We start from the raw sequence: 25,003 nt of genomic DNA, 5'->3' as shown, positions 1-25,003 counted from the left end.
CGCGTCCGCCGCGGACGACACCGGCACCGTACGCCTTGGTGGCACGTTGTGCCACCTCCGCGCGCTGTGCCACCTCGCCGTACGGGCGTCGTAAGCTCGCCCCATGCCCACCGCACCGCGCCCCACCGCACCGGCCACCGCGCCCCCGCCGTCCGCCGCCCCCTCCCTGACCGAGCGGCGCAAGGCGGCGACCGAGCTGGAGATCGCGCGCGCCGCGGCGGCGCTGTTCGCCGAGCGCGGCTCCGCCGTCACCGCCGACGACATCGCCCGCGCCGCCGGCGTCGCCCTGCGGACCTTCTACCGCTACTTCCGCACCAAGGAGGACGCGGTCGCGCCGCTGCTCGCCGTCGGGGTACGGCAGTGGCTCGCGGAACTGCGCCGGCTGGCCGGGGAGGCCGACGGGCGGTCCGTACGGGAGGTGCTGGAGCGGGCGGCGCGGCAGGCGCTGACGCCGTCCGACGAGCGGGCCGCCGAGGCGCTGCGCTGGACGCGCGGGCTGCTGCGGGTGATGCGGGACGACCCGGCGCTGCGCTCGGTCTGGCACCGCGTGCACCACGACTCCGAGGAGGCGCTGGTCCCCGTCCTCGCCGAAGTGACGGACGGCGGCCCGCTGGAGGTACGGCTCGCGGCGGCGGCCGCCAACACGGCGATGCGGGTCGCGGTGGAGACCTGGGCCTCGGCGGACGACGGGGCGGACGCACGGGCGGCGGACCCCGCCGAGCTGGTGGCGCGCGGGATGCGCGCGCTGACGGCCGGACTGCCGGAGCTGGACCGGCGCCGGGCATGACGTCGGCGGCACCGGACAAGACGCGGATATGACACCGCCGGGCCCACGGAGGACCCGGCGGCAGTCGTACGGGGCGGGCCTCGCCGAAGCGCTTGCTTACGGAGCGAGCCTCGCCCAAGCGCTTACAGCGCGCGCTCCAGGCGCTCCGCCATCAGCTTGGTGAAGCGGGCCGGGTCGCTCAGTTCGCCGCCCTCGGCGAGCAGCGCCATGCCGTGCAGCAGCTCGGCCGTCCCGGCGAGGTCCGCGTCGTCCGGGCGCTCGGCCTGGGCCTTGCGCAGCCCCTCGACCAGCGGGTGGCCGGGGTTGAGCTCCAGGATGCGCTTGGCCTCGGGCAGTTCCTGGCCCATGGCGCGGTACATGTTGCGCAGCGCCGGGGTCACATCGTCGGTGTCCGAGACGATGCAGGCCGGCGAGACGGTCAGGCGGGAGGACAGCCGTACCTCCTTGACCTGCTCGCCGAGCCGCTCCGTCATCCAGGACAGCAGCCCCGCGAAGTCCTCCTGCCGCTTCTCCCGCTCGGCCTTGGCCTCCTCGGTCTCCTCCTCGTCGAGGCCGGCCTCGCCCTTGGCGATCGACCGCAGTTCCTTGCCCTCGAACTCGGGGACGGTCTCGACCCACACCTCGTCGACCGGGTCGGTCAGCAGCAGCACCTCGTAGCCCTTGTCCCGGAAGGCTTCCATGTGCGGCGAGTTCTCGATGGCGGTGCGGGACTCGCCGGTCATGAAGTAGATGTGCTCCTGGCCCTCCTTCATGCGCTCGACGTACTGCTGGAGGGTGGCCGGCTTCTCCTCGTCGTGGGTGGTGGCGAAAGAGGCGATGCGCAGGATGGCGTCGCGGTTCTCGTGGTCGCTGAGCAGGCCCTCCTTGACGACGCGGCCGAACTCCCGCCAGAACGTGGCGTAGTTCTCCGGGCGCTGCGTCATCATCTCCTTGACCGTGGACAGCACCTTCTTCACCAGCCGGCGGTGCATGAGCTGGATCTGCCGGTCCTGCTGGAGGATCTCGCGGGAGACGTTCAGCGACAGGTCCTGGGCGTCGACGACACCCTTGACGAAGCGCAGGTACTCGGGCAGCAGCGCTTCACAGTGGTCCATGATGAAAACGCGCTTCACATAGAGCTGCACACCGCGCTTGTGGTCCCGCGCGAACAGGTCCTGGGGCGCGCGGGAGGGCAGGAACAGCAGCGCCTGGTACTCGAACGTGCCCTCCGCCTGCATGCGCAGGGTTTCGAGCGGGTCGGTCCAGTCGTGGCTGATGTGCTTGTACAGCTCGTGGTACTCCTCGTCGCTCACCTCGTCCCGGGAGCGCGCCCACAGCGCCTTCATCGAGTTGAGCGTCTCGGGCTCGGGCGTGGCCTTCGCCTCCTCGCCGTCCCCCTCCTCCTTCTCCTTCTGCCCGGCCGGGGCCTCGGCGGCCATCCGGACCGGCCAGGTGATGAAGTCGGAGTACCGCTTGACGATCTCCCGGATCTTCCAGCGGGAGGTGTAGTCGAAGAGCTGGTCCTCCTGGTCCACCGGCTTGAGGTGCAGCGTGACGGCCGTGCCCTGCGGCGCGTCCTCGACCGGCTCGACGGTGTACGTGCCCTCGCCGGTGGACGACCAGCGCGTGCCCTCGCTCCGGCCCGCGCGCCGGGTCACCAGTGTGACCTTGTCCGCGACCATGAACGCCGCGTAGAAGCCGACGCCGAACTGCCCGATGAGCCCTTCCGCGGTGGCCTCGTCCTTGGCCTGCTTCAGCTCCTGGAGGAACTTGGCGGTCCCGGAGTTGGCGATGGTCCCGATGAGCTGGACCACCTCGTCGTGCGACATGCCGATGCCGTTGTCGCGGACGGTGAGGGTACGCGCCTCGGCATCGGTCTCGATGTCGATGTGCAGGTCGGACACGTCGGCGTCGAGGGTGTCGTCGCGCAGCGCTTCGAGCCGCAGTTTGTCCAGCGCGTCGGAGGCGTTGGAGATCAGCTCGCGCAGGAAAACGTCCTTGTTCGAGTAGATCGAGTGGATCATCATCTGCAGGAGCTGGCGTGCTTCTACCTGGAACTCGAACGTCTCGGTCGGCATATTCGTGGTTTCCTTCTCGTGTCACCAGGTGACGGGCCTACCGGAGAACTTTAGATCAGCCGGTCGGGCCGGGTACGCGCTTCCCGGCAGCCGTGGGCCGGACGTCCGCCGCGGTCAGGGCGCGGGCGGTTCGCTGCCGCTCTCCGTTCCCAGGCCCTGCGGGTCCGGGCGGCCGGCGAGGCGGCGGTCCAGTTCCTGGGGCCACTGCCGGAGGGCTTCCGCGTCCATCGTCGCCAGCCGCGCGTCGACCGGCCCGGCCCGTTGTGGCCCGCAGAGCGGCACCACCGTGGCGTACAGGGCGCGCAGCCGCCGCTGGACCTGCACCGAGGCGGCGCCGAAGTGGCGGATCTCGTCCGTGCCGATGCACACGTAGTCGGCCCAGGAGCGGGTGCGGTGGGTGAAGGCCGCCGTCCTGGCGGCGGGCGCGGGGGCCGTCCGCGGGGCGAGCAGCACCAGCAGGTCTTCGACGTGGTCCAGTACCTGTACGGCCCGGCCGGGGTCGTTGACGGCCGGGGACAGTGCTTTGAGGGCGATGTCCACCAGGGCGCGCAACGCTCCGGCCGGGTCGCCGGACACGCTCTGCGTCTCGCCGAACAGCAGGCAGCGCAGCAGTGCCCGGCGGCGGGCCCGGCCGCCGGGCCCGTACACGGCGAACAGCGGCGCCTCCAGCGCCACGAAGTCCCCCACCACGGGGACGAGTTCGACGCGCACGCCCCACCTCCGGGCCAGCCGCTCCAGCCGCCGCGCGTCGAAGGCCAGCAGCACCTGACCGCTCCGCGGCGGCGCGCCCAGCCGCACCACCTCGGGTTCGCCGTCCGCTTGCACGCCGCCCTCCGGGGAGGGGCCGCCGGTCGCGGGCGGGCCGGACGGGTGGGTACGGAACACCGCCCGCCGCCCCTCGGCGGCCAGCGTGCGCAGCAGTGCACCGGAGTTCAGTACGCCGCTCACCCGCGCCACCAGCGCGAAGAACAGCACCGCGCAGACGACCGAGAGCCCGATGGCGAACAGCATCGACAGGACGGGCCGGTAGTCCTCCTCACGGACCGCCAGCCGCACCGACACCATCAGGGTGTAGACGAAGGTCGCCATGAAGGTGCCCATGGCCCAGCGCATGACGGCTTCCTGCTGGAGGATCGGCACCACGCGGACGGACAGCTGGGCCGCGCCGAACTGCATGGCGAGCGTGAGCGCGGTGAAGACCAGGCCGGTCAGGGTGATCATGCCGCCCGCGACGGCGCCGAGCAGGGTGGACATCGACCCGGAGTCCAGATGCGGGAAGAACTGCTCGCCCACGTCCCGCTGGAGATGGGTGAACTCGCGGTCGGCCGCCGGCAGCAGCCAGGACAGGAAGAGGCCGACGAGCAGCAGGGCGACCGGCAGCTTCCACACCCGGTGGGTGCGCAGTCTGCGGCGCGTGCGGTACCAGCGCCATCCGCCCATGACGGTTCTCTCCTCGCGCCGCGAACAAGTGCCGCAAAGTTACCCTAATGGGGCATACGGCACGCCGTTCGCACGCCGGGACACGGCATGCCGTCGCCACCGACAGCCGCCCAACCCCTCCCAACACCCCCCTCGGCAGCCGCTCTTCGGCCATTAGCGGCGAACCCGCACGAGCCCCCTGCACCCCCTCGAACCACAGGAGTTGGCTGCTTTTCGTCGCACGCCCGGCCCGTCCGGAACCCGGCGCCCCACATGTTCCCGCTGACCGCACGGCATAGCACACATCGCGTACCGAAACGCCCACCACTCGACTTCACGCCACCACGCTGAGTTTTCAACCAACGACTGGAAGTCACCGATCGATGTGCTTTCCTGATGCGCCTCGGCCAGACTCCTCGATGTCCGGCATTCGAGACGACAACCGAAGGAGAGTTCGAAAATGCGGTACATCACTGGAGGGATCGCGCTCGGCGCGGCGCTCGCACTCGGCGGTCTGGCCACCACGGCCCAGGCCCAGCCCGCGACGCCGAAGAGCCTGTACGCGCCCTCCGAGTTGGTGCTCACCGTCGGGTACGGGGACACCGCCGCGACGGCCTCCATCCAGCGTGCGGTGTCGCTGAGCTGTAGCTCGGCCGGCAGCGGCTCGCACCCCATGGCGCGCGCCGCCTGTGCCGAACTCCGGACCGCGAACGGCGACTTCGACAAGATCACCAAGGCCGCCTCGGACCGTATGTGCACCAAGGAGTACAACCCCGTCGTGGTGACGGCGAACGGCGTCTGGCAGGGCCGCCGCGTCGCGTACGAGCACACCTTCGCCAACCCCTGTGCGATGGAGGCCGGCAAGGGCCTGGTCTTCGAGTTCTGACCGGGCGGTGATCCCCTGAGCGGTCCGGCCGTCACGGCCTCGCGGCCGTACCGCGCCACCGGCCCCCGGGCATCCACAGCGGATGTCCGGGGGCCGGTCCCGTTCCCGCCCGGCCTCCCGACGGGCCGTCAGCGCGCCGAGGCGGTCCGCGCGGCCCGGACCCTGCGGGCCCCCTCCACCGCCGCGACCAGCCCGAGGGCTAGCGCGAACGCCAGCAGCAGCCCCTTGACCGGCTCTTCGGCGAAACGGGCCCCGCCCACCGCGCCGATCGCCGTGCTCGACACCGCCCACAGGCTCGCGCCGGCCGCATCCAGCAGGACGAACCGCCGTACCGGGAAGCGCAGGGCGCCCGTGGACAGGCCCGCCGCCACCCGACCGCCGGGCAGGAACCGCGCCGTCACCACCAGGGAGGTGCCGTGCCGTTCGACCGCCGCGCACGCCCAGGCGTAGCGTCTTCGGCCGCGCTCCCCGCGCAGCAGCCGCGCGGTCAGCCGCGGGCCGCCCCACCGCCCGACCGCATGGCTCAGACAGTCTCCGCACAGCGCGCCCGCCGCCGCCACCGCGGCGAGCGCCGCGAGCCGCGGCAGGTCGGCGCCGAGCAGCACCGCCACCATCACCACGGTGGTCTCGCTCGGCATGAACGGCAGCAGCGCGTCCAGTCCGGCCACCCCGAACACGATGGCCCACAGCCACGGCGAGTCCAGCTGCGCCCGCAGCAGCTCCACCGCCTGGTTCAGCACCTCACCCATGGGCGGGCGGCTCCCCCGCGCGGATCACCCGCTGGGCCCGCTCGGCCAGGGCGCGCCGGTCCACGGCGGGCTCCAGCGGCGGGTGGACGGTCACTCGTACGGTGAGCCCGCCGGCCGCGGCCACCCGGTGCAGCGAACGGCCGAAGCCCTCGTCGCCGAGGAAGGCCGCGACCGTGCTCGGTATGCCGTGCTGGGCGTAGGTGACCGTCACCGGCCGTACGGGAGCGCCCGCGTCGACCGCCGCCTGGAAGGTCGCCCGCCGGAACCGGCCGGCCGCCGCCGAACACCAGGTGGTGCCCTGCGGGAAGACCAGCACGGAACGCCCTTCGCGCAGCAGCCCCGCCAGTTCCGCCACCACGTGCGGCAGGGCGCGCAGGCCCTCCCGGTCGATGAACCGGGTGCCCGCCTTCCTGGCGAGCGGCCCCAGCAGCGGCCACCGGCCGACCTCCCGCTTGGCCAGCACCGTCACCGGCTCCACGGCCAGCAGCGTCAGCACGTCCAGCCAGGAGATGTGGTCGGCGACGATCAGTGTCCCCGGGCCGCCCGGCGGACGCGGCGCGCTGAGCGCGGCCGCCCCCGGCACGGTCAACGTCACGCGTATCCCCAGGGCCCGCAGCACCGCCGCGGCCCGGAGCCGCATGGTCCGCCGGTCGGCGAGCCGCTCCCCCGCGGCGGCTCCCGCGGCCAGCGACCCGACCAGCGCGGCATAACGGCAGGCGAGGCGCGGTGCGGACACCCGCGGGGCGGTGTGCCGGGCGCAGCGCGGGGTGCAGGACGAGGTCGCGGCCCAGGCGTTCACCGGGACTCCCCGAGAAAGAAGCGGCGGTAGCGGTCGTTCAGCCGCTCCATGTCCAGGAGGACGAAGAAGTCCGCGACGCCGAACTCCGGGTCGTGGGCCGGGGCCCCGCACATCCAGGCGCCGATGCGGAGGTAGCCGCGCAGCAGCGGGGGCAGCCGCGCGTAGCTCGGACCGCCCACGCGCTCCGCGTCCGGCGCACCGGCCCGTGGCGCCTGCTCGTCGGGCGGTCCGGGTATCCACGGCCGCCGCGGGTGGACGCGCAGGTCCGGCGGCGACGCGTGCCGGGTGGAGCCGAGCAGCCAGGCGTCGGCGGCGGCGCGACCGCCGTCGTCGAGCGGTACGGAGGCGCAGCCCGCCAGGTAGCGGTGCCCGGACAGTGTGACGTAGCGCGCGAGCGCCGCCCACATCTGGTTGACGACCGCACCGGAGCGGTGGCCGGGGTGGACGCACGAGCGGCCCGCCTCGACCGTCTTCGCCCGCAGGCCGTGCAGGGCGCGCAGGTCGAACTCGGTCGCGGAGTAGGAGCGTTCGGTGCGTCCGGGCGGGAGCAGGCGGTAGGTGCCGACCACGTCGCCGGTGGCCGTCTCGGTGACGATGAGGTGGTCCGCCAGGTCGTCGAAGTCGTCCATGTCGTGTCCCGGCAGGGGCGTACGGAGCGCGGCGCCCAACTCCTCGGCGAAGACCGCGTACCGCAGCCGCTGCGCGGCCCGGACCTCGGCGGGCGTTTCGGCGAGGGTGGTGACGTAGGCGGGGCGGCCGTCCGCGGGGGTGGTGACGGCGGGAGGCCGGGCGGTGGTCGGCGCCGGGGCGGGTGAAGCGGTCGGCAGCATGGCGGGGTCCTGTCCTCGTACGGGAACCGGTCGCCTACGACGCTAGGAATCCCGCCCCGCCCGCACATTCCCCGAAAGTCATTCGCGACCCCTTGCTTTCGTCGGGCCCCCGCGGTCCATCGGATGAACTCCGCGGGGCCGGCCCGCGGGCGCTTCCGCGAAGTCCCGTCGTCCGCCCGGGCCCGCGGCCCGCGCTGCCGCCCCGCCCCCTCCACGGGACGGCAGCGCGGACGCCCTCGCGCCGCCCGCCGGAACAGCACGGCGCTCGGCTCACCGGTACCTGCCGGATTCTTTTCGGCCACGGGGCTGATGCATCATTAGAGCCAGCCGCAACGGGCTTGGCAAATCCGTTCCGGCCGCCGAACGGGAAAAGCCGGTACGGCAATTCGGCAACGGGCTCCCGACTTCCTGAAGTCGTCACGACCCGCACCGCGAAATCGGGATCATACCGGACATTTGCCAGCTGTTTCCCCGAAAGACGGCATCCCTGAGAGGTGCCTCACACCTCCTTGGAAAGGGCGGGTCGGATCACATTCCCGTCAACATTTCAACGGCCTGTACCGGTATCGTGAAAACGATTCCCCGGAGGCCGCCGACGGGCTGACGCGACACCCGCCACCCGTCCCGCACTCCGTCCCGGCCGGTGGAACCGGACCGCCGGCACCAAGCCGCCGGTATTTACACAGACTTCTTTCCTATTCTTTTGCCGACCGCGTCCGGAAAACAGAAACGGCCCCCGGCAGCAATTGCGTCCGGGGACCGTTCCGTTACAAAATGGCGGTGCCTGCCACGTCGGCCTCGGCCGGCGGGCGGCCTAGCCGATCTGCGCGCCGACCGCCTTCAGGGCCGCCGGGACCGGCTGGAAGTAGGTCTCGCCGCCCGAGGAGCAGTTGCCGCTGCCGCCCGAGGTCAGCCCCAGCGCCGAGTCGCCGTCGTACAGCGCGCCTCCGCTGTCGCCGGGCTCGGCGCAGACATCGGTCTGGATCAGCCCTTCGACCGTGCCTTCCTGGTAGTTGACGCTGGCGTTGAGCGCCTTGACCGTGCCGTCGTGCACCTGGGTGGTGCTGCCGCTGCGCTTGACCTTCTGGCCGACGGTGGCCTCGGCCGCCTTGGTGATCTTCTGCGGGCTGCCGCCGTAGGTGTTCACCTCGCTCGGGTGGGCGATGTCCGCGGTGTACTTGGCAATGGCGTAGTCGCTGCCCGGGAACTTGGAGTCCTCGGTGCCGGCGATCTCCTGGCCGCCCTGCTTGTCGGACCAGGACTTGACGGCGTTGCCGCAGTGGCCGGCCGTCAGGAAGTACGGCTGGCCGCCCTTGGTGACGTTGAAGCCGAGCGAGCAGCGCGAGCTGCTCCCCCAGATCGCGTCGCCGCCGGCGATGAACGGGGTGAACTTCGCCGCGGTGCGGCGCAGCTCGGCCTTGCTGCCGAGGCTCTTGACGACCTTGTTCAGTTTGTCGAACTTGGCGCCCGAGACCGTGCGGTCGGCGGTGACGACGACCTTGTTGGCCCGCGGGTCCATGGCCCAGGCGGTGCCGGGGATGGTGGCCCGCTGCTTGAGCGTCGCGCGGGCCGCGTCGAGCTGGGCGAGGCTGTGCCGGACCATTCTGGCCTCGGCGCCCTTGGCCCGTACGGCGTCGGCCGCCTTCCGGTCGACGACGTTGACCACCAGCTTCTTGGCCCGTGCGTCGTAGTACGAACCGGCTGCGTGACCGCTGAGCTGGGATGCGAGCGCGGTGGCCGCGGCGGGCGTCAGCTGCTTCACGGCCGGGCCGTCCGCCGCGTTGGCGCTGGCCAGGGAGAGGGTGGCGGTGGTCGCGAGAGCCAGGGCTCCCGCGCCGGCCAGGACCGCGCGCCGCTGAGTAATCCGTCGGTGCTTCAACTCAAAGCCTCCCGTGGGGGGATGGGCCGCGGTGTGTGGGGGGCCGCGTGCCCGGAGGACGTGAGGAACAGACACGGAACGGGAGTCGCCTGCGCAGCCTGCCGCAGGAAGTCGCGTCCATGCCAATGCGCGGTGTCGAGTATTCCGATTAACGCGGCTCGCGCACAAGACCGAGATCCGGTCTGGAGAACGGAACACGTTCCACCGGCCGTTCGCCACGCGTTCCGATATCCGCGCACGTCGTTTCCCTGTGCGGACACCAAACGAACACTTTGGAGTGGCCGGAACCGGCCTCCGGCGAGGTCTGCACCTGTCCAAAAATCGATGCCCCAGGCCGGACTTCGCTCACCGGCGGCGGCAGAACGTACAGAAGATTCAGCCCTTCAGGGGACTTCCTTCGCACACCAGGACGGTTTTCCGCCTCCCCGGGGGCCGCCGCTCCCGTATCAGGGCAGCTGCTCCGCCTCCGGCAACTGCTCCAGGCCGGCCGCCGCTTCGGTGTGCGGCGCGGCTTCCGGCCGGGCGTCCCGCACGTCTTCCGGCCGGGCGGCGGCCGGCACGGCGGCGGACTCCCGCTTCTCGTACGCCTCCGTCTGCGCCTGCGCCTGGAGGCCGGAGCGCTCCAGGAAGCGCAGCAGCTCGACCGGGAACGGCAGGACGAGCGTGGAGTTCTTCTCGGCGGCGACCGCGACGACGGTCTGGAGCAGGCGCAGTTGCAGGGCGGCCGGCTGGTCGGACATCGCCTGCGCGGCCTCGGCCAGCTTCTTGGACGCCTGGAGTTCGGCGTCGGCGTTGATGACGCGGGCCCGCCGGTCGCGGGTGGCCTCCGCCTGGCGCGCCATCGACCGCTTCATGGTCTCCGGCAGCGACACGTCCTTGATCTCGACCCGGTCGATCTGCACGCCCCAGCCCAGCGCCGGGCTGTCGATCATCACTTCGAGCCCCTGGTTGAGCTTCTCGCGGTTGGAGAGCAGGTCGTCCAGGTCGCTCTTGCCGATGATGGAGCGCAGCGAGGTCTGGGCGACCTGGGAGACCGCGAAGCGGTAGTCCTCGACCTTGACCACCGCGTCGGCGGCGTCCACGACCTTGAAGTAGACCACCGCGTCCACCCGGACCGTCACATTGTCGTGGGTGATGCCCTCCTGGGCGGGCACCGGCATGGTGACGATCTGCATGTTGACCTTGCGCATCCGGTCGACGCCCGGAATGATCATGGTGAACCCGGGCCCGCGCGCGGGCGAGGTCAGCTTCCCCAGCCGCAGCACGACGCCCCGTTCGTACTGCTTGACCACCCGTGCGGCCGCCATCACGTACACCGCGCCCGCCGAGGCCAGCGAGATCCCGGCTATCACGAGTTCCTCGACCATCACGGCCCCCTGCCGTCCGATCTGCCCGCGCACCGCGTCCGGATCGTGCGCCCTCACCACGGTATGACCGGTCCGTGGAACGGTCGAGGGTCCGTGTCGGCCGTACGCCGCGCCGCGCACCGGCGAAGGGCCCCCGGCCGCGGGTGCGGCCGGGGGCCCACAACGCTGCCGGCTGCGTGGGGGCGGGTCAGTAGATGCTGACGCCGTACGCGCTGATCGCTTCGGTGACGGGCTGGAAGTAGGTGGTGCCGCCGGAGGAGCAGTTGCCGCTGCCGCCGGAGGTCAGGCCGAGCGCCGTGCTGCCGGCGTAGAGCGGGCCGCCGCTGTCGCCGGGCTCGGCGCAGACGGTGGTCTTGATCATGCCGTACACGATGTCGCCGTTGCCGTAGTTGACGGTGGCGTTCAGACCGGTGACCTTGCCGCTGTGGGTGCCGGTGGTCGAGCCGCGGCGGGTGACCGTCTGGCCGACGGTGGCGTTGCCGGCCTTGGTGATGTCCTGGCCACCGACCGTTCCCTCGTGCGAGACGCTGCTGTTGCTGTAGCGGACCAGGCCGTAGTCGTTGCCCGGGAAGCTGGAACCGGCGGTCGGGCCGATGCTCTTGCTGTGCGAGGAGTTGGTGTACCAGGGCGGGTTGCCTTCGGTGCAGTGCCCGGCCGTCAGGAAGTAGTACGTGCTGCCCTTCTTGACGTTGAAGCCGAGGGAGCAGCGCCAGCTGGTCGCGTAGACGGCGTCGCCGCCGGAGATCAGTTTGCGCATGACACCGGGGACGCGCTCCACCTTCAGCGCGCCGGCGCCCGCGCCCGCGCGCTGCTTGATCCGGTCGAGCTGGGCGTCGGTCACCCGGCTGTCGGCCTGGACGACGACCTGGTGGGTCTTCGGGTCCACGACCCAGGCGGTGCCCGCGACGTCCGCGGAGCGTACGGCGTCGCTGACAGCGGCGAGCTGGGAGGCGCTGAACGTGGCGGGCGGCGCGGGCTCGCCCGCGTGGGCGGTGGGCAGGGTCATGGCGCCGATCGCGACCAGCCCGGACGCCACGGCGATCAGCCGGCCGCGTCTGGCCGCGCCGCTTCGGGGGGTAGTGCGCTCGTGTCTCACTGCTACCTCCGAGGGGATCGGAAGGACCCGCCTGTGGGCAGGTCCGTACGGCACCGCCCGGCGGGCACGCGGGACTCCGCACGTCCCGTTCGCGCATGCCCCGGACAGCGCTGCTCGGGAGTTTCGGGGGCCGGGCCCGTGGGCGCAAGGGGGGCTTTCGGACGCCCGCCCGACGGCCGTACACACGCCCGCCCCGGCAGCAACAGGCGCTGCCGGGGCGGAAGTTGACCCCCTCGGTCGGTGCTGTGACGGCTCAGCCAGGGATGCGGTTCCGCTCGCCGGCGCGCAACGCGAAGGGCAGTGTGTTGCCGGGCGGCGGGAACGGGCAGATGAAGTGGTCGGCGAAGGCGCAGGGCGGCAGCAGGGTGCGGTTCAGGTCCACCGGTACGGTGCCGTCCGCCGCCGGGGCCGGGGTCCGCAGGAAGCGGAAGCGGTAGCTGTCCGTGCCGCTGGTGGCGTCGGCGAGGACGGCCCACAGCGAGCCGTCCGCCTCGACGGCGACCTGGAGCGTGTGCTCGTCGCCGTCCAGCGTGAAGGCCAGTTCGCCGCCGAGGCCGAGGCCGCGCCGCTGCCCGTCGGCGTTGGGCACCTCGACCGTGCGCCCCGTGCGGTACGGCCGGAAGAGCCCGGGCCGCACCCAGCCCGCGTCGTACGGGAAGACGTCGATGCCGCCGAAGGCCCGCCGGGCCTCGGAGCCGGGGTCGAAGACGCGGACGGCCCACTCCCCCTCCCGGTGCAGCACCGGCAGCCGTCGGCCGTCGTGTGCGGCCCGGGCCGTCGCGGGGCTGCCGTCGGCGTCGAGCCGTACGGTGCCGTCGAGCGGGGACCCGTCGACGGTGAGCCCGTCGACGGCGGTCGCGCGCAGGACCACCGCCGCGCCGTCCGCGCTCCAGTGGCCCGGTACGCCGTCCAGTCGGCCGTCCGGGGCATCGGCGAGCCAGTGCGTGCCCGTCAGCGCGAGCGGACCGTACGGCCGGGAGACCTCGGCGACACGCTCGTCGTGCCAGGCCCTCCAGTCCTGCTCCGCCTGCATGCCGGTGCTGCTGGTGGTGGTGCTCATGGCATCAGCCCTTTCCTGCGGGACGTGCCGGTTCCGGCAGCCCCAGATGAGAGCGCAGCGTGGCGCCCTCGTATTCCGTACGGAGGACACCGCGCTCCTGGAGCAGCGGCACCACCCGGTCCACGAAGTCGTCGAGGCCGCCGGGGGTCAGGTGCGGTATGAGGATGAAGCCGTCGGCGGCGCGGGCGGCCACGAAGGCGGCCATCTCCTCGGCGACGGCCGCGGGCGTGCCGACGAAGGACTGCCGCCCGGTCGTCTCGATCACGGTCTCCCGGATCGACAGGCCCTTGGCCTCGGACAGCGCCCGCCAGCGGTCGGCGACCGCCTTGGGGTCGCCGATCCGGACACGGCCCTGGGCCAGCTCCGGGTCCGGGACCGGGTCGAAGTCCGGCAGCGGCCCGTCCGGGTCGTACGCGGACAGGTCCACGCCCCAGACCTGTTCCAGGGCGACCAGCGCGTTCTGCGGCGAGACCTGTTGGCGGCGGATCGTGGCGGCGCGTTCCTGGGCGTCGGCCGCGGTGTCGCCGAGGACGAAGGTGACGCCCGGCATGATCTTGAGGGAGTCGGCGTCGCGGCCGTGCGCGGGCAGCCGCCCCTTCACGTCGGCGTAGAACTCCTGGCCCGCCGCCAGGGTGCTGTGCCGACTGAAGATCACGTCGGCGGTGGCGGCGGCGAAGTCGCGGCCCTCGGCGGAGTCACCGGCCTGGATGATGACGGGGTGGCCCTGCGGGCTGCGCGGCAGCGTGAACTCGCCCCGGACGGTGAAATGCGGGCCCTGGTGCGCGACCGGCCGCGCGGTGCCGTCCGCCGGCCAGGAGTCCCAGAGCGCGCGGGCCGTGGCGACGAACTCGGCGGCCCGTACATAGCGGTCGGCGCGGTCGAGGAAGCCGCCGCGGCGGAAGTTCTCGCCGGTGAACGCATCCGAGGTGGTGACCACGTTCCAGGCGGCGCGGCCCCCGCTGAGGTGGTCCAGGGTGGACAGCCGCCGGGCGAGTTCGTACGGCTCGTTGAAGGTGGCGCTGACGGTGGCGGCCAGGCCCAGCCGGTCGGTGACCGCCGCCAGCGCGCTCAGCACGGTGATCGCCTCCGGACGGCCCATGACGTCGAGGTCGTGGATCCGCCCCTTGTGCTCGCGCAGCCGCAGCCCCTCCGCGAGGAAGAAGAAGTCGAAGCGGCCGCGCTCGGCGGTGTGCGCCAGGTGCTCGAAGGAGGCGAAGTCGATCTGGGAGCCGACGGGGTCGCCGGTCCAGACCGTGGTGTTGTTGACGCCGGGGAAGTGGGCGGCCAGATGCATGCGCCGGGGGCCCGGCGGGGCGGACGGGGTGCGGGACGGTGCGGTGGTCGTGGTCATGACGGGACCTTCCGGGCGGCGGCGTAGCGGTTGGCCGGGCGCGGCAGGCCGAGGTGCTCGCGCAGGGTCGCGCCCGGGTAGAAGCGGCGGAGCAGGCAGCGGTGCTGGAGGACCGGGACGGTGCCGTCGACGAGCCGGGCGAGGTCCCGCTGCGGGTCGGCGGGCCGCAGGTGGAAGCCGTCGCACGCGCCGTCCGCGTGCCAGTCGCCGATCAGGTCGGCGAGCCCGACGGCGTCGCCCGAGCAGTACAGCTCGACGGGCAGCGACGCCAGCACCCGCAGCCGGTCCGGGTCCCGGCCCAGGGCGCGGGCGCGTGCGCGCAGGCCGGCCCGGGCGTCACCGGCCGTGGCCGGGTCCTCGGCCCGTACGAGGGCCACGTCCGCGTGCGCGGCGGCCACCTCCCGGGCGGCCCGTGTGGTCGCGTCGACCACGATCACCGGGTGGCCCTGGGGCGGCCGGGGCGTGATGGAGGGGCCGCGCACGGAGAAGGTCGTGCCGCGGAAGTCCACGTGGTGGAGCCGGCCGCGGTCGACGAACCGGCCGGTGGCCGCGTCGCGGATCTCCGCGTCGTCCTCCCAGCTGTCCCACAGCCGGGCGCTCACCTCGGCGGCCTCGCCGGCCTCCCGCCACAGCGCGTCGGCGGGCGCGGCGTCCCGGCGGCCGAAGAGCCGGGCCTCGGCGCGGGACCGGGACACCTCCACCGTCCAGCCCGCCCGGCCGCGGCTGACCCAGTCCAGGGTGTTCACCGCGGTCGAGACGTGGAACGGCTCGGTGTGGGTGGTGGTGACGGCCGGCACCAGGCCGATGCGTCCGGTCCGGGGCGCGACCCGGGCCAGTACGGCGAGCGCGTCGGGCCCGGGCCGGGCGAAGGAGTCGCCGAGCGTGACGAAGTCCAGGGTGCCGCGTTCGGCGAGCCGGGCCAGCCGGACGTAGTGCTCCGGGTCGTACGCCTCCCGGCCGCGGCGGGCCCTGCGGATTGGGCCGTCGAGCGCGAAGGCGAGGTGGAGGGGGCGCAGGGCGCACGGGGATACGGACATGTCAGGGGCCTTTCGTCGCTGCTCAGAGACGGTGGGGTGGTGCCGGGTGCCGTGCGGCGCGGCCGGTCAGGAACCGGAGCAGGGCGCGGGCGGTGGCGTCGTTCTGCCGGAAGGCGGGCGCGTTCGTACCGGGCCGGGCGAACGCGCCGGAAGCGCGGGCGTCGGTGTACGGGCCGAGCGCGAAGCGGCGCGGGTGCGGCCGCCCGGCGCGGTCCAGCACCCGGCCGTCACGGGGATCGACGGCGAGCAGGCCGGTGCCGGTGGAGGCGGCGCCGTCGTCGTACAGGCCGCGCAGCAGGGCGTCCTTCGTGTCCGCCACGGTGGGTTCCGGAAGCCGTGCCTCCACCAGCGCGCGGGCCTCGGCGAGCACGCCCGGCGCACTGCTGCCGCGGGCCCGGAACACACCGCGCTCCGGGTCGGCGGTGACGGTGAGTCCGGCGCCGAGGAAGCGCACCACACCGGCCCGGGACAGCGCCAGCAGCTGCCGCAGCCGCGGCCCCGGCGGCCCGGAGGCCAGGTAGCTGAAGAAGCCGTGCCACCAGGGGCCGTGGTCCCCGACGCGGGTGAGCTGGCCGTACACCGACAGCAGGGCGAGGAAGACCGCCAGGTCGGGGCTGTGCGCGGGGTCGTGACGGCGGGCGAGGTCGGCCTCGATGTAGGAGCGCAGGCCCTCCTGGAGGGCGTCCGCGTCCCGGTAGCGGACGCCGTCGAGGGGCCGGTCCAGGGCGGCCAGGTCGAGGCGGTCCGCCGGGTCGGGTACGGCGGCGGCGACCAGCTCCCGCTGTTCCGCGCCGAGCGGTTCGGCGGCGGCGTACTTCTCCTCGAACGCGGTCCAGTCGGCGCGTACGCGCTCCGGGTGGGCGGTGAAGAGGCGGTGGTAGTGGGCGAAGCCCAGTTCCTTGTCGATGAGCGGCCAGGCGTCGCGCCGGAAGTCGAAGCCGCCGGGGCGGGCGAGCAGCGCGTCGACCTGCGCGGGGCCGAAGAAGCGGGGCAGCGGCGGCCGTTCGCCCTGCCAGGTGTAGCCGAGCTTGGCGTGGTACGGGACGCCGCGCCGCGAACCGGCGTACAGCACCGGTTCCCTGCCGGACGGCCGGTACACCGGCTCACCGTCGGAACCCCGTACGTACGAGCCGCCGCGCCCCTCGGTGAGCAGCACCATCAGGTCGACGAAGGCCAGCCCGAAGCCGCGCACGATCACCGGCTCGCCGGGGGCGAGCCCGGTCAGGTCCGTGTCGGCCGTGAAGTCGGCCGGAAGGTACGTCAGTTGGTGGCGCGCGGCGAAGGCGGCCAGCGCGCGCTGTTCCGGCGGGGGCTGGGCGTCGAGGTGTCCGAGGGCGAGGACGACGAGGTCGGCGACGAGCGGTGTGGGGCTTTCCTCCAGCCACACCTGCTGCCGTCCGTCGCGCGGGCCCGTGACGCGTACCGCGCGGCGGCGGTGCACGTGGACGGTGACGCCGGGCGGCAGCGCGGCCACCGCCTGCTCGTACACCCACTCCAGGTAGGCGCTCTGCACCTGCCGCCCGGCGAAGTCCTGCGGCCCTAACCCGGCGATGTTCGGGCGCAGTTCCGGCTCTGCGGGGATCTCCCCCGTACGTACCCGGGCGGCCCATTCGGCGAGCGAGGGCCCGGTCCGCACCGGCCCCTCCTGCTCGACCGACGTGTCGGTGAACATCGTGACGTCCTCGGCCATGGAGTTCATCCACAGCAGCGGGGACTGGTCGCGGCGCCAGACGCGTCCGCCGCCGGGCGGGTGGGGGTCGACCAGGTGCAGGTCGAGCGCTTCGGCGCCGTACAGCTCGGGGGCGTTGGCGGCGAGGCGTTCGACCAGGCCGGTGCCGCGCGGGCCCGCGCCGACGAGCACGACGGCGGGTCTCACCGGACACCGGGCCGGGTACGGCGCCGCGCGGGGGCGGCCGGGGGAAGCGGGTGACGGTGCAGGGGGCGCGGGGACGGCGGGGCGTCCACCGCGCGGTGGTTCGCAGGCATGCGTGAAGGCTCCGTGGATGCGGTGATCCCACTCGGGGAGTCGAGCGCCTTCACACACCGGCCGGGGCCGGTCACGGGCCGCACCCCTCAGCGCAGCCGGTCCTTGAGGCTATGCGGCCAACTGCCCCGCCTGTCAAGGCTGTCCGGATCGTGGGCAGCGCGTCTCATGGCGGTTGACGGGAAACCGGATGCCTGTTCCACTTGGCCGCATGGACTCACGGCAGCGGCTGGTCACGCGCGACCACATCGACTTCGGTCGTGTGTGGTCGTCCTCCTGTTGAGCTGACACCCTGCCCGGCCCGCCGCCGTCCCGGCCGGGCCCGCGGCGCGCCGCCTTCCGTCCGCCGCGCCTTCACACACCCGCGCCCGTCGGCGCACCCTCCCCTCGCAGCACCTCGGCACCGCCGCAGCACCCTCGGGTCGTCACGACCCGGAACCCTGGATTGTCGATAAATCACCTCGGGCCGCACCCCGCCCCGGTACGCCGGTCAACACCGCGCCCCCGGCAAGCGGCCGACCGGGTTCATCCGACCCCCCGTACGGGGCCGACCGGGTTGCCGCCCGTGCCCGGCCTCTTTGCATTCCGTCCGGTTTGCGACGGGAAACGATCGGGTACCGGACCGGCACTGGACGTTCCGACACTCCATGTGACAGCCTTCACACGGTCAGTTCCCGCGACTCCCCCCGGTTCTGACGCCATGCCACCCTCTTTGCACCAGATGTGTCACGAACCCCCCGTGCGGCGGCTATCCACTTGGCAGAGCATCCGCATCATGGACGACGATAGAGGTGCGGACACACGGACCGCGGGTGAGAGGAGGCGTCAATGGGATCGGTACGCAAGGCAAGCGCCTGGCTGGGCCTCGTCGACGACAACGATGACGAGCGCTACTACGACGACGACTACGCCGAGGGGTCCGAGCCCGGCAGCACCGGGAACACCCCCTGGGTGACCGACCCCCGCGTCCAGGTCGCCGAGGAGAGCGCCCAGGACCAGGGCACCCGCATCGCCACCGTCACCCCGGACGGCTTCCGGGACGCCCGCGGCATCGGGGAGCTGTTCCGCGAGGGCATCCCCGTCATCGTCAACCTGACCGCGATGGATTCCGCCGACGCCAAGCGGGTGGTGGACTTCGCGGCCGGGCTGACGTTCGGGCTGCGCGGCTCCATCGAGCGGGTCGCCACGCGCGTCTTCCTGCTCACCCCGGCCGACTACCGGATCCTCAACGGCGAGCCCGGCCGGCGCCGCGCCGAGGGCGGCTTCTTCAACCAGAGCTGACCCGGGAGCCCGGTCCGGCCACGGGCCGGCGGGCGCCGTGCAGCCCGCCGGCCCCGGTCGGCTCCGCTCACCGGAACGCGTCGAGCCCGGTGAGCGCCTTGCCCAGCACGAGCTGGTGCATCTCGACGGTGCCCTCGTAGGTGAGCACCGATTCCAGGTTCGTCGCGTGCCGCATGACGGGGTACTCCAGCGAAATCCCGTTCGCGCCCAGGATCGTCCGGGCCGTCCGGCAGATCTCGATCGCTTCCCGTACGTTGTTGAGCTTGCCGAAGCTGATCTGCTCCGGCCGCAGCCGCCCCGCGTCGAAGCGCCGCCCCAGATGGTGGGCGAGCAGCAGGCCCTTGTGCAGTTCCACGGCCATGTCGGCCAGCTTGGCCTGGGTGAGCTGGAAGCCGCCGATGGGCCGGCCGAACTGCTCGCGGCTACGGGAGTAGTCCAGCGCCGCCTCGAAGCTGGCCCGCGCGGCGCCCATCGAGCCCCATACGATCCCGTACCGGGCGTGGCCCAGACAGCGCAGCGGGCCGCCCAGCCCCTTGGCGCCGGGCAGGACCGCGTCGGCCGGCAGCCGTACCTCGTCCAGGACGAGTTCGCTGGTGACCGAGGCGCGCAGGGACCACTTATGAGTGATCTCGGGCGCGGAGAAGCCGGGGGTGCCGGCCGGGACGAGGAAGCCGCGGATGCCGTCGTCGGTCTGCGCCCAGACCACCGCGACCCCGGCCACCGACCCATTGGTGATCCACATCTTGCGGCCGGTCAGCACCCAGTCGGTGCCGTCCCGCTTGGCGTGGGTGCGCATGTTGCCGGGGTCGGAGCCGTGGTCCGGCTCGGTCAGGCCGAAGCAGCCGATGATCTCGCCGGACGCCATGTCCGGCAGCCAGCGCTGCTTCTGCTCCTCGGAGCCGAAGCGCCAGATCGCGTACATGGCGAGCGAGCCCTGTACGGAGACCAGCGAGCGGATGCCGGAGTCGGCGGCCTCCAGCTCCAGGCAGGCCAGGCCGTACTGGACGTGTGAGGCGCCCGCGCAGCCGTAGCCGGTCAGCGCCATGCCCAGGGCGCCGAGGGAGCCCAGTTCGCGGGCGAGGTCCCGGATGCCGGGCAGCTCGCCGCGCTCGTACCACTCGGCGATGTGCGGCAGCACCCGGTCGCCGGCCCAGCGGCGGACGGTCGCGCGGACCGCCCGGTCCTCGTCGGAGAGCAGGTCGTCGATGCCCAGCGGGTCGGCCGGGTCGAAGGGCGGGAGCTGCGGGGACGGGGGTGCGGACATGGCGGGGCCTCCGGTGGCTGCGCGAACCCGAAAACTAGCGGTGGTAGTTATCCGGTTCCGACGGTACGGCCGCCCGCGGCGCGGCGGCAAGGGCCACCGCCGCCCGGGAACGCCCCGGTCAGCGGCGTACGCCCGCGTCGTGGCGCACGGTCCCGGTCAGGACCGTACGCCCCCGCGCCGCTCACCGCCCGGTGTTCGCGGGCGCGGGCTCCGCGTCGCGGAGCGCGTCCCCGTCGGTCCGGTCCCCCGAGTCCGCCGCCCGGCGCGGCAGCCGCAGCGCGATCAGCGCGCCGGTCAGCAGCAGCACGGCGCTGGCGACGAGCGTGACGTGCAGGCCGTGGACGAAGGCGCCCTGCGCGGCGTCGCGCAGTACGGACTGGGCCCGGCCGCCGAGTGTCGAGGCGACCTTGTATGCCTCCCCCAGGGAGTGCGCGGCCGAGGCGGCGGCCCCTTCCGGGACGCCGGCCACATGGGACAGCCCGGGTGCGTAGGCGGCGTTCATGACGCTGCCGAGCAGGGCCACGCCGATGCCGGCGCCGAGCTGGTACGAGGTCTCGCCGATGGCCGCCGCGCCGCCCGCCTGGTCGGCGGGGGCCTCGTTGAGCATCGACTCGTAGGCGCCGAAAAGCGTGCTCTGGAAGCCGAAGCCGAGCAGCACGAAGCCCAGGACGAGCAGCCAGGGGCGGTCCGTCTCGTCCATCGCGGTCAGACAGAGCACGGCCGCCGCGGTGAGCACGAAGCCCAGCGAGACCATCACCTTGGGCCCGATGGCCTGGAGGACCTTGGAACCGGTCAGCCCGGCGGCCATCGCGGAGAAGACCAGCGGCAGCATCCGCAGCCCGGTCTCCAGGGGGCTCAGGCCCAGCACGAGCTGGAGGTACTGCACCGCTATCAGCTGGAGCCCGACGAGGGCGAGCATCGCCAGCACGATGCAGCCCACGGAGGTGCCGAAGGCCGGGCGGGCGAACAGCCGCATGTCGATCAGCGGGTGCTCGCGCTTTCGCTGGCGCCGTACGAAGACGATCAGCAGCACGGTGCCGGCGAGGATGGAGCCCAGCGTGGTCGGGCCGATCAGCGCCTCGCCGCTGCCGATGCGCTTGACGCCGAGGACGACGCCGAGCACGCCGAGCGCCGCGACCACCGCGCCGACGGTGTCCCAGGGCCCGTTGCGCTCGCCCCGCGACTCCGGCAGCAGCCAGCGGCCGATCAGGGCCATGACCGCCATCATCGGGATGTTGATCAGGAAGACCGAGCCCCACCAGAAGTTCTCGACGAGGAAGCCGCCGAGGACCGGCCCGACCGCGGCGCCCACCGCGGCCACCGCGCTCCACACGCCGATGGCGACCGCCCGCTCGCGCCGGTCGGGGAAGACCTGGCGCAGGATGGACAGCGTGGCCGGCATGATCATCGCGCCGCCGATACCGAGCAGCCCGCGGGCGGTCATCAGGATCTGCGGGTTGGGGGCCAGCGCGGCGGCGGCCGAGGCCGCGCCGAACAGCCCGTATCCCATCAGCAGGATGCGGCGGCGGCCCACCCGGTCGCCGAGCGTGCCGAAGAGGATGAGCAGCGACGCCGCGATCAGCGGGTAGATGTCCACGATCCACAGCAGTTCCACCGGCCCCGGGCGCAGGTCCTCGGTGACCGAGGGCACCGCCACGTACAGGATGGTGGTGTCCAGCGCGACGAACAGCAGGCTGACGCAGAGCACGACCAGAACGGTCCAGCGGCCCGCGCCGCCGCCTCCATGCCGGGGAACACCCGCCGCCCGCTCGTCGCCGGACGTGGTCGTCCCGGACATTCGCGTACCTCCTGTCATGCTCTCGCGGCCGCGTGCCGGGGCGCGAAGGCGCTCCGGCAGAACCGGCGGCACGGGCGAGTTGAGACGTCAGACTACGCGAGTCGCGTGACGTGACGCGTGGCTCACCCCACGATGAGACGCTCGTCGCAGGGCTCGGCGGTTCCCATACCCGCTGACGGGCGGCGGACTCCGGCCACGGGATAATCGGCCGGATGAACGATCTTGCCCCCTTTCGCGCCCCGGAGCCGACCGGCCCCGGCGACGGCCGCCCCGTGCGCGCCGTTCTGCGCCGGGCCGCCCCGGCATTGCTGGCGTACGCCGCGATCCGGGCGCTGGGGGTGCTCGTCCTGGCCGCCTGGTCCGCGGCGCACGGCAAGAGCTGGCACACCCTGCTCACCGCCCGCTGGGACTCTCTCTGGTACACCCGCGTCGCCGAGCAGGGCTACGGCTACAGCGTCCAGCTCGCCAATGGGGACGTGCATTCGAACCTGGCGTTCTTCCCGCTGCTGCCGTGGCTGGAGCGGGGGCTGTCCGCGGTGACCCCGCTGTCGGCCGCCGACGCCGGGCTCGCCGTGTCCTGGCTCGCGTCGCTCGCCGCGGCCTGGGCGCTGTACCTGACCGGCGAGCGGCTGTACGGGCCGCGGGCCGGCGTCGCGCTGGCCGCGCTGTGGGCAGCACTGCCGGTGGGGATCGTGCAGTCGATGGCGTACTCGGAGTCGCTGTTCACCGCGCTCGCCGCGTGGGGCGTGTACGGCGTACTGACCGGGCGGTGGGTGACCGCGGGGGTGCTGGCCTCGCTGGCGGGGCTGACCCGGCCGGTGGGGGCCGCGGTGGTCGCGGCGGTGTGGCTGACGGCGGCGGTGACGCTGTGGCGGGACCGGCCGGCCGGTGGCGCCCCGCGGTGGGGCCGCCACCGGCGGATGCTGCTCGGTGCGCTGCTGGCGCCGCTGGGCTGGTGCGGCTATTTCCTGTGGGTGGCCGCCGAGCAGGGCAGCCTCACCGCGTATCTGGACGTCCAGGGCGGCTGGGGCAACGGCTTCGACGGGGGCCGGGCCTTCGCCGCGTTCCTGTGGGACCTCGGTTTTCCGGCGGGCCTCGGACTGCTGGCCGGGGTGGCGCTGGTGGTCTGGCTGTACGTACTGGGCGCGCGCCGCGGGCAGCCGCTGCCGCTGCTCGTCTACGGCGGCGTCGTCCTGCTGCTGGCGCTGACCGCCAAGGGGTACTTCGGGTCCAAGCCGCGGCTGATGATGCCCGCGTATCCGCTGCTGCTGCCGCTCGCGGCCGGGCTGGCGCGGTGGCGTCCGGCGGCGGCCTGGACGGTGACGGCCCTGGTCAGCGCGGGGTCGGCGGTGTACGGGGCGGTGTGGCTGAACGGTTCGGGGCCGCCCTGAGCCGGCCGGCCGCGCCCGCGCCGAACGGAACATTCCCCTCCGCGCACGGCCTCCCGGGGAAACGTACCGCGACACCCGTACGAATCGGCGATAAACTTCTCCGGCGAATGGGAAAGAGCTCACCCGGAGCGACTTCCGGGAGCGCTCCGAGAGGTAATCCGACGACCGGGGAATTCCTCCGGAAAAGCACTGGCCAAAGTCGCGTTTGAGACAGATTGCACATCACATCGTCATTACAAAGCTCACAGTTTGACCAGGCACCGACATCACACGCGGTAACGTCGATTGAGTGCGTACCGATGACAAGCTCGACCAGATGGAGGAGCGCCCGGCCGATCGCCCACCGTCACGCATGACCCGGACCCGCTGGTGGCTGTTCGGGGGCACGCTCGCGGTGTACGTGGCGATCGTGGCCGGCGTGCTCGCCACCTCATGGCTGGTCACGTTCGACTGGCAGGCGATGCTCTTCCGGCCCTACAAGCAGTGGCCGGAGATCCACGCCTTCCTCGACTACTTCGTCGTGCTGGGCCAGCGCGGCCCCACCGCGGTCGCCGTGGCGGCCTGGCTGGGCTGGCGCTGCTGGCGGACGAAGAACCTCCACCCGCTGCTGGTCCTGGGCACTTCACTGCTGCTGCTCAACATCACCGCGGGCGCCGCCAAGCTCGGCATGGGCCGCCTCGGCCCGCACTACGCGACCACCATCGGCGCCAACGAGATGTGGCTCGGCGGCGATATATTTCCTTCGGGCCACACCGCGAACGCCGTGGTCACCTGGGGTGTCCTGGCTTACCTGGCAACCACGCCGCTGCGCCGCCGGGCACTGTCGGTGATCGCCGCCCTCGGCGCCCTCGGCGTGGGCATGACCACGGTCTACCTCGGTACCCACTGGGTCAGCGATGTGCTGCTCGGCTGGGCGGCGGGGCTCCTGGTCCTCCTCGCGCTGCCCTGGTTCGAGCCCGCCGTGGAATGGGCCGAGGCCCGGCTGACGGCCCTGTGGATACGGCTGCGGACCGGCCGGCCGCACGTCCCCGCGCCGCTCGCCCCGGCGGCCGCCCGCTCCGGGCTGTCCGCGCCGCGCCACGCGCCCGAGGACGAGGTGCTCGTTCGGGAAGCCGCCGGCCCCACCCGTACCGGCACCGCGGTGCGCACCGCGGACACTCCGCCCCGCACCGCGGACCCCCGGCCGCACCACCCGCCGCGCCCGCACACGACCCGCTCGGAACGCACCCCGGTCACGCCGACCGGCCCCCGGCGCCCGCCGCACGCCGACCGCGCGCCGCGCACCGCGCCGCTCGCCCCGGCCCCGGCCCGCGGCCGTACCGGCGGCAGCTGAACCGCGAAACCCGCGGGGACGGTACGCACAGCCTCTCCCCCGCAGCCGACGGCCCCGGCCGCTCCTCCTGGAGCCCGGGGCCGTCGGCTTTGCGCGCTGCCGCCGCGGCGGTTCAGCCCTTCCAGCTGCGGGTCACCACCTCGTCCTTGACCTCGAAGTTCAGGCGGCCCCCCAGGTATTCCATGGTGATGATCGTGCCCGGCGCGAGGGAGCGCACGGTGCTCCAGCCGCGCTCGCGGGCGCGCTCCTCGGCGGTCCGCCGCGCCATCCCGACGTAGGTCTCGGGGTCGTCATCGGGTTCGAAAGGGGACTTCGGTACGGGTGCCATGGCAGCCACCGTAGGCGGCCGCCGACAGGGGTGGAAGGGCCGGGGTGCCACCGTCGGGTACCGGGCCGGTCCTGCGTTCGTCACACTTCTGTCACAGGACCACGGCGCGTGTCCGGTTCGTTTTCCGTCACCCGAACGAGCCCGGCACTGCACCAACCGGGTGGGAATCGAGGTCGGCCGGATTTCGGCCTTGATCGTCGTCCGGGGACCGCCGCGGGACGCCCGCGGACCGGCCGCAATTAATTCCCCGTCAGTCTCCGTTTATTCCTTCCATTTCCCGTCGTCCGGCGTCCGGAAATCGGCCGCC

General features: G+C 73.0%; 20 protein-coding genes. 5 read left to right on the top strand and 15 right to left on the bottom strand.

Features of this window, described 5'->3' with window-relative positions:
• Window positions 1–103: 103 nt before the first annotated feature.
• Window positions 104–787 (top strand): TetR family transcriptional regulator, encoded by a 684-nt coding sequence (locus tag ADK86_RS00450; protein ID WP_053694693.1) that lies wholly within the window; start codon window positions 104–106, stop codon window positions 785–787.
• A 122-nt stretch (window positions 788–909) separates the two neighbouring features.
• On the opposite strand, the gene htpG is transcribed toward ADK86_RS00450, so the two are convergent.
• Window positions 910–2,844 (bottom strand): molecular chaperone HtpG, encoded by a 1,935-nt coding sequence (gene htpG / locus ADK86_RS00445; protein WP_053694692.1) that lies wholly within the window; start codon window positions 2,842–2,844, stop codon window positions 910–912.
• Between the two features lie 114 nt (window positions 2,845–2,958).
• Window positions 2,959–4,284 (bottom strand): DUF2254 family protein, encoded by a 1,326-nt coding sequence (locus tag ADK86_RS00440; RefSeq protein ID WP_053694691.1) that lies wholly within the window; start codon window positions 4,282–4,284, stop codon window positions 2,959–2,961.
• A gap of 439 nt (window positions 4,285–4,723) precedes the next feature.
• Here ADK86_RS00440 and ADK86_RS00435 point away from each other — a divergent pair, with 439 nt between their 5' ends.
• Entirely contained in the window at window positions 4,724–5,149 is a 426-nt protein-coding gene (locus ADK86_RS00435; RefSeq protein WP_030590960.1) for a subtilase-type protease inhibitor, read from the top strand.
• Between the two features lie 128 nt (window positions 5,150–5,277).
• Here the strand turns inward: ADK86_RS00435 and ADK86_RS00430 are convergent, their stop codons facing one another.
• The 10 genes from ADK86_RS00430 to ADK86_RS00385 all read right to left on the bottom strand — a co-directional run bounded on the left by ADK86_RS00430 (window position 5,278) and on the right by ADK86_RS00385 (window position 17,193).
• A complete protein-coding gene (locus ADK86_RS00430) occupies window positions 5,278–5,898 on the bottom strand; it encodes a DedA family protein (RefSeq protein ID WP_053694690.1) in 621 nt (206 codons plus the stop codon).
• Window positions 5,891–6,697, bottom strand: coding sequence for a lysophospholipid acyltransferase family protein (locus tag ADK86_RS00425; protein ID WP_199834321.1), 807 nt, complete (start codon window positions 6,695–6,697; stop codon window positions 5,891–5,893). Before ADK86_RS00425 ends, ADK86_RS00430 begins: the two co-directional genes overlap by 8 nt.
• Entirely contained in the window at window positions 6,694–7,527 is an 834-nt protein-coding gene (locus tag ADK86_RS00420; protein WP_053694689.1) for a GNAT family N-acetyltransferase, read from the bottom strand. Before ADK86_RS00420 ends, ADK86_RS00425 begins: the two co-directional genes overlap by 4 nt.
• A gap of 814 nt (window positions 7,528–8,341) precedes the next feature.
• On the bottom strand, window positions 8,342–9,406 hold the full coding sequence (locus ADK86_RS00415; protein ID WP_053694688.1) for a S1 family peptidase: 1,065 nt from the start codon (window positions 9,404–9,406) through the stop codon (window positions 8,342–8,344).
• Window positions 9,407–9,852: 446 nt separating this feature from the next.
• Entirely contained in the window at window positions 9,853–10,773 is a 921-nt protein-coding gene (locus ADK86_RS00410) for a slipin family protein (RefSeq protein WP_053694761.1), read from the bottom strand.
• Between the two features lie 187 nt (window positions 10,774–10,960).
• Complete coding sequence (locus tag ADK86_RS00405) at window positions 10,961–11,869, bottom strand: S1 family peptidase (protein WP_053694687.1); 909 nt, start codon at window positions 11,867–11,869, stop codon at window positions 10,961–10,963.
• Between the two features lie 253 nt (window positions 11,870–12,122).
• On the bottom strand, window positions 12,123–12,929 hold the full coding sequence (locus tag ADK86_RS00400) for a DUF1684 domain-containing protein (RefSeq protein WP_053694686.1): 807 nt from the start codon (window positions 12,927–12,929) through the stop codon (window positions 12,123–12,125).
• Window positions 12,930–12,933: 4 nt separating this feature from the next.
• Window positions 12,934–14,280: an NtaA/DmoA family FMN-dependent monooxygenase gene (locus tag ADK86_RS00395; protein WP_053694685.1), complete on the bottom strand. Its 1,347-nt coding sequence runs from the start codon at window positions 14,278–14,280 to the stop codon at window positions 12,934–12,936.
• Window positions 14,277–15,317, bottom strand: a complete 1,041-nt coding sequence (locus tag ADK86_RS00390; RefSeq protein WP_053694684.1) for an LLM class flavin-dependent oxidoreductase — start codon at window positions 15,315–15,317, stop codon at window positions 14,277–14,279. Before ADK86_RS00390 ends, ADK86_RS00395 begins: the two co-directional genes overlap by 4 nt.
• Window positions 15,318–15,339: 22 nt before the next feature.
• Window positions 15,340–17,193: an FAD/NAD(P)-binding protein gene (locus tag ADK86_RS00385; RefSeq protein ID WP_053694683.1), complete on the bottom strand. Its 1,854-nt coding sequence runs from the start codon at window positions 17,191–17,193 to the stop codon at window positions 15,340–15,342.
• Window positions 17,194–18,129: 936 nt separating this feature from the next.
• Between ADK86_RS00385 and ADK86_RS00380 the strand changes: the two genes are divergently transcribed.
• Complete coding sequence (locus ADK86_RS00380; protein WP_003984521.1) at window positions 18,130–18,582, top strand: cell division protein SepF; 453 nt, start codon at window positions 18,130–18,132, stop codon at window positions 18,580–18,582.
• A 67-nt stretch (window positions 18,583–18,649) separates the two neighbouring features.
• On the opposite strand, the gene ADK86_RS00375 is transcribed toward ADK86_RS00380, so the two are convergent.
• Together ADK86_RS00375 and ADK86_RS00370 are read right to left on the bottom strand one after the other, a co-directional pair.
• Window positions 18,650–19,846 carry an acyl-CoA dehydrogenase family protein gene (locus tag ADK86_RS00375; protein WP_053694682.1) on the bottom strand — a complete coding sequence of 399 codons (1,197 nt, stop codon included), beginning with the start codon at window positions 19,844–19,846 and terminating at the stop codon, window positions 18,650–18,652.
• 181 nt (window positions 19,847–20,027) lie between these two features.
• Window positions 20,028–21,644 carry an MFS transporter gene (locus ADK86_RS00370; RefSeq protein ID WP_053694681.1) on the bottom strand — a complete coding sequence of 539 codons (1,617 nt, stop codon included), beginning with the start codon at window positions 21,642–21,644 and terminating at the stop codon, window positions 20,028–20,030.
• Between the two features lie 212 nt (window positions 21,645–21,856).
• Here ADK86_RS00370 and ADK86_RS00365 point away from each other — a divergent pair, with 212 nt between their 5' ends.
• Together ADK86_RS00365 and ADK86_RS00360 are read left to right on the top strand one after the other, a co-directional pair.
• Complete coding sequence (locus ADK86_RS00365; RefSeq protein WP_053694680.1) at window positions 21,857–23,035, top strand: hypothetical protein; 1,179 nt, start codon at window positions 21,857–21,859, stop codon at window positions 23,033–23,035.
• A gap of 289 nt (window positions 23,036–23,324) precedes the next feature.
• The gene (locus ADK86_RS00360) at window positions 23,325–24,368 is read left to right on the top strand and encodes a phosphatase PAP2 family protein (RefSeq protein WP_053694679.1); all 1,044 of its coding nucleotides are present in this window, start codon (window positions 23,325–23,327) and stop codon (window positions 24,366–24,368) included.
• Between the two features lie 112 nt (window positions 24,369–24,480).
• Here the strand turns inward: ADK86_RS00360 and ADK86_RS00355 are convergent, their stop codons facing one another.
• Complete coding sequence (locus ADK86_RS00355; RefSeq protein WP_030640125.1) at window positions 24,481–24,696, bottom strand: I78 family peptidase inhibitor; 216 nt, start codon at window positions 24,694–24,696, stop codon at window positions 24,481–24,483.
• Window positions 24,697–25,003: the final 307 nt, after the last annotated feature.

Source organism: Streptomyces sp. NRRL F-5755 (assembly GCF_001279365.1).
Taxonomy (GTDB): domain Bacteria; phylum Actinomycetota; class Actinomycetes; order Streptomycetales; family Streptomycetaceae; genus Streptomyces; species Streptomyces rimosus.
This window is presented reverse-complemented; position numbering and strand designations above follow the sequence as displayed.

Coding starts and splice junctions, on each gene's coding strand:
- ADK86_RS00450 (WP_053694693.1), top strand. CDS start 104: ATGCCCACCGCACCGCGCCCCACCGCACCGGCCACCGCGCCCCCGCCG.
- htpG (WP_053694692.1), bottom strand. CDS start 2,844: ATGCCGACCGAGACGTTCGAGTTCCAGGTAGAAGCACGCCAGCTCCTG.
- ADK86_RS00440 (WP_053694691.1), bottom strand. CDS start 4,284: ATGGGCGGATGGCGCTGGTACCGCACGCGCCGCAGACTGCGCACCCAC.
- ADK86_RS00435 (WP_030590960.1), top strand. CDS start 4,724: ATGCGGTACATCACTGGAGGGATCGCGCTCGGCGCGGCGCTCGCACTC.
- ADK86_RS00430 (WP_053694690.1), bottom strand. CDS start 5,898: ATGGGTGAGGTGCTGAACCAGGCGGTGGAGCTGCTGCGGGCGCAGCTG.
- ADK86_RS00420 (WP_053694689.1), bottom strand. CDS start 7,527: ATGCTGCCGACCGCTTCACCCGCCCCGGCGCCGACCACCGCCCGGCCT.
- ADK86_RS00410 (WP_053694761.1), bottom strand. CDS start 10,773: ATGGTCGAGGAACTCGTGATAGCCGGGATCTCGCTGGCCTCGGCGGGC.
- ADK86_RS00400 (WP_053694686.1), bottom strand. CDS start 12,929: ATGAGCACCACCACCAGCAGCACCGGCATGCAGGCGGAGCAGGACTGG.
- ADK86_RS00395 (WP_053694685.1), bottom strand. CDS start 14,280: ATGACCACGACCACCGCACCGTCCCGCACCCCGTCCGCCCCGCCGGGC.
- ADK86_RS00390 (WP_053694684.1), bottom strand. CDS start 15,317: ATGTCCGTATCCCCGTGCGCCCTGCGCCCCCTCCACCTCGCCTTCGCG.
- ADK86_RS00380 (WP_003984521.1), top strand. CDS start 18,130: ATGGGATCGGTACGCAAGGCAAGCGCCTGGCTGGGCCTCGTCGACGAC.
- ADK86_RS00375 (WP_053694682.1), bottom strand. CDS start 19,846: ATGTCCGCACCCCCGTCCCCGCAGCTCCCGCCCTTCGACCCGGCCGAC.
- ADK86_RS00370 (WP_053694681.1), bottom strand. CDS start 21,644: ATGTCCGGGACGACCACGTCCGGCGACGAGCGGGCGGCGGGTGTTCCC.
- ADK86_RS00365 (WP_053694680.1), top strand. CDS start 21,857: ATGAACGATCTTGCCCCCTTTCGCGCCCCGGAGCCGACCGGCCCCGGC.
- ADK86_RS00355 (WP_030640125.1), bottom strand. CDS start 24,696: ATGGCACCCGTACCGAAGTCCCCTTTCGAACCCGATGACGACCCCGAG.